Source organism: Ralstonia sp. RL (assembly GCF_001683835.1).
GTDB lineage: Bacteria > Pseudomonadota > Gammaproteobacteria > Burkholderiales > Burkholderiaceae > Ralstonia > Ralstonia mannitolilytica.
Map to the genome: position 1 here is coordinate 1 of NZ_LWRX01000009.1, position 3039 is coordinate 3039.

The window sequence follows — 3039 nt, forward strand, 5'->3', positions numbered from 1 at the left end:
ATGGCGCGAGGGCAGCTGGGCCGGGCTGAACGACTGGGAGCGCGTGATGCCGCGGCATTTCGCCACCGCGCGCCGCATGCTCGGCGTGACCACCAACCGCCGCCTGGACGCGGCCGATTTCCGCCTGAAGGAAATGGCGCAGGCCGCCGGCGTCGCCCACACCTACTATCCGACCGAGGTCGGCGTATTCTTCGGCAAGGACAGCGATGCGCCCGGCACCACCTATGCCGATCCGTTCTTCGGCGGGGAGGGGCCGGCGCGCACCTCCTGCCACGGCTGCGGCGGCTGCATGGTCGGCTGCCGGCACGGCGCGAAAAACTCGCTCGACCAGAATTACCTGTACCTGGCCGAGAAGAAGGGCGCCCAGCTGTTTGCCGAAACCAGGGTGACCGACGTCAGGCCGCTGCCGTCGCGGGCGGACGGCGCCGACGGCTACGCGGTGGAAACGCTGTCGCTGGCCGGCCCCACGCGCGGGCAGCGGCGCCGCTTCACCTGCCGCGGCATCGTGTTCGCCGCATCGTCGCTGGGCACCCAGGAGCTGCTGTTCCGGCTGAAGGAAAAGGGCGCGCTGCCGCGCATTTCGGATGCGCTCGGCAACCAGGTGCGCACCAATGCGGAATCGATCATCGGCATCCGCTTTCCCGGATCGAAGGTCGACCTGTCGAAAGGGATCGCCATCGGCTCGGGCATCTACATCGACGAATACACGCATATCGAGGCCACGCGCTATCCGGAAGGCTCCGACGCCATGGGCTTGATGAGCACCGTCATGACGCTCGGCCGCCCCGGCTGGAGCCGCCCGTTCACCTGGCTGGCCACGCTGGCGAAGATGATGCTCACCAAGCCGCTCACCACCCTGCGCCTGCTGACGCCGTTCGGCTTCGCCCGCGAGACCATGATTTTCCTGTGCATGCAGACGCTGGACGGGCACCTGACGATGCGCCTGAAGCGCCGCTGGTTCTGGCCGTTTTCCAAGCAGCTGACCACGCACGGCAAGAAAATCCCGACCTTCATCCCGGCCGCCAACGATTTCGCCGTCAAGGCCGCCAAGGCCACCGGCGGCGTGCCGATGACCTCGCTCACCGAGATCCTGCTCGATGTGCCGACCACCGCGCACTGCATGGGGGGCGCGGCGATCGGGCGCACCCGCGCCGACGGCGTGTGCGACGGCAAGAACCGCGTGTTCGGCTACTACAACATGTACATCTGCGACGGTTCGATGCTGGGCGCCAACCTCGGCGTCAATCCGAGCCTGACCATCACCGCGCTGACCGAGCATGCCATGAGCCATGTGCCGCCCGCCGGGCAGCAGCAATGGGATGCGACGGGAATCGAGATGGCGGCCTGAGCGGCGCATGCGGCGCGGTTGAGCTGGGTCAGACGCGGACTTGCCCCGCGTCCTAACATGGCAGAAGCGGGCGCATCTCGATCAATCCGATTCGGAGTTCATGCAAATGATGTGGTGGGGCGATGGCTGGGGCCCTGCATCATGGGGCTGGTTCACACTGCTGCACATCGTCTGGTGGCTGCTCGTCGTCACCGGCGTCGTCGTGCTGCTGCTGCGCGGGCTGGGAAACGGCCTCGGTTGGCGGCGCGGCGGGCATCCGGCCGGCGACCGCGCCCTGGAAATCCTGCGCGAGCGCTATGCCCGCGGCGAAATTTCCAGGGAGGAATACGAGGAACGGAAGAAGGTCTTGAAGGCAGGCTAGCCGAAAAGCCAATTGCGGAACTACGTTTGCTTTCCTGGATATCGACCGTCACGCTGGCCGGCTGGCAATGGTCCAATGGCCGGCGCTTTCGCCATCGACACGTTCCTGCCGTCCTTCCCGGCCATTGCCCACCAGTGCGTCACCGGGGCGCGCCGCCCAAAGCCGCGCGCTCAATCATCGTCGTCGTGGTGATGATGGCGATGATGGCCGCGCCAGCCGCGATGCCGGTACTCCTCACGCTCGATGTAGTAGGCCGGCTGCTCCACCACGACGACCGGCTGCGGCCTGACGACAACGGCCCGGCGCTCGACGAACACGGGCTGCTGCTCGACGACGACGGGAACCTGCTCCCGCACCACCGGCACCTGGACGCGGTCGACGACGGTGCGGCAGCGCCGCACGGTCTGGGTCTGATAGGACGGGCCGCGTGACGACATGCGGTCACCGACGACGGCGCCGGTCATCGCGCCGACTGCGGTGGCGATGGTCTTGCCGTTTCCCCCGCCGACCTGGTTGCCGATAATGCCGCCCGCAATGCCGCCGATAATGGCGCCGCCGTAGTCCTGGCTGGCGGTTTGCACAGGCACCTGTTCATTCCAGCATTCCTGCCGCGGTCGCTCGACAGTCTGGTATTCGGTGGCGCTTGCCGCCAGGGGAAGGGCAAGCACGGCGGCGGTCCATAAGAGTCGGGGAAGCATGGTGGTTCTCGTTCTTCTGCGATACAAGGAAAGATGGGTATGCCGTCTGCCGGCATGGCGTCGCGCTGCGGCTTGCCGGAATACCGGTCCTGCGATTACTGGCTCCGCTTGGCGATTTCGTTGCCGAGGTAGCCGCCGCCGACCGCGCCCGCGATCGTTGCCAGGGTTTTGCCGTTGCCGCCGCCTACCTGGCTGCCGAGCAATCCGCCGACGACCGCGCCGACCCCGATGCCGATCGGGCTGTTCTGCGCGGCGGGCGCGGGTTGCTGGTACACAGGGGCCGGGGCGTAACTCCGGGCAGGTTCTGCCTGCGCCACCTGCACCGGTCTGGCGCGATGCTGCACATACTGGTGGTGCACGATGGTCTTGTGCTCGACGACTTCCTTGACCGCGACCGGGGCCGGCGCCGCCGGTTGAACGGGGGCGGCGGCCATCACCGGTTGCGGCGCAACGCGGGCCGCGTCGGCAGCGCTGCCATGCGAACTCGGGATAATGCCGACGATGGCGGCGGTGGCAACGAGGCTGACGAGCATGACGGAGGCGGCGGCGCCTGCCATCAACGGATGAATGCGGCCGGCTTGTTTGTTTGCTTGCATGGTTTTCTCCCAAAGGTACAAGTTACTGCGTGGTAC

Annotated in this window: 4 protein-coding genes; 2 read left to right on the forward strand and 2 right to left on the reverse strand. The window is 67.1% G+C overall.

Going from position 1 to position 3039, the window contains the following annotated elements:
- Nucleotides 1–1348, forward strand: a 1348-nt coding sequence (locus tag A6M56_RS02120; RefSeq protein ID WP_286757688.1) for a GMC oxidoreductase, incomplete at its 5' end; no start/stop codon positions are given.
- Nucleotides 1349–1448: 100 nt separating this feature from the next.
- Complete coding sequence (locus A6M56_RS02125; protein ID WP_286757689.1) at nucleotides 1449–1709, forward strand: SHOCT domain-containing protein; 261 nt, start codon at nucleotides 1449–1451, stop codon at nucleotides 1707–1709.
- 170 nt (nucleotides 1710–1879) lie between these two features.
- Here A6M56_RS02125 and A6M56_RS02130 read toward each other — a convergent pair whose 3' ends face one another.
- Together A6M56_RS02130 and A6M56_RS02135 are read right to left on the reverse strand one after the other, a co-directional pair.
- Complete coding sequence (locus A6M56_RS02130; RefSeq protein WP_286757690.1) at nucleotides 1880–2407, reverse strand: glycine zipper 2TM domain-containing protein; 528 nt, start codon at nucleotides 2405–2407, stop codon at nucleotides 1880–1882.
- 95 nt (nucleotides 2408–2502) lie between these two features.
- The gene (locus A6M56_RS02135) at nucleotides 2503–3003 is read right to left on the reverse strand and encodes a glycine zipper 2TM domain-containing protein (RefSeq protein ID WP_286757691.1); all 501 of its coding nucleotides are present in this window, start codon (nucleotides 3001–3003) and stop codon (nucleotides 2503–2505) included.
- Nucleotides 3004–3039 lie beyond the last annotated feature (36 nt).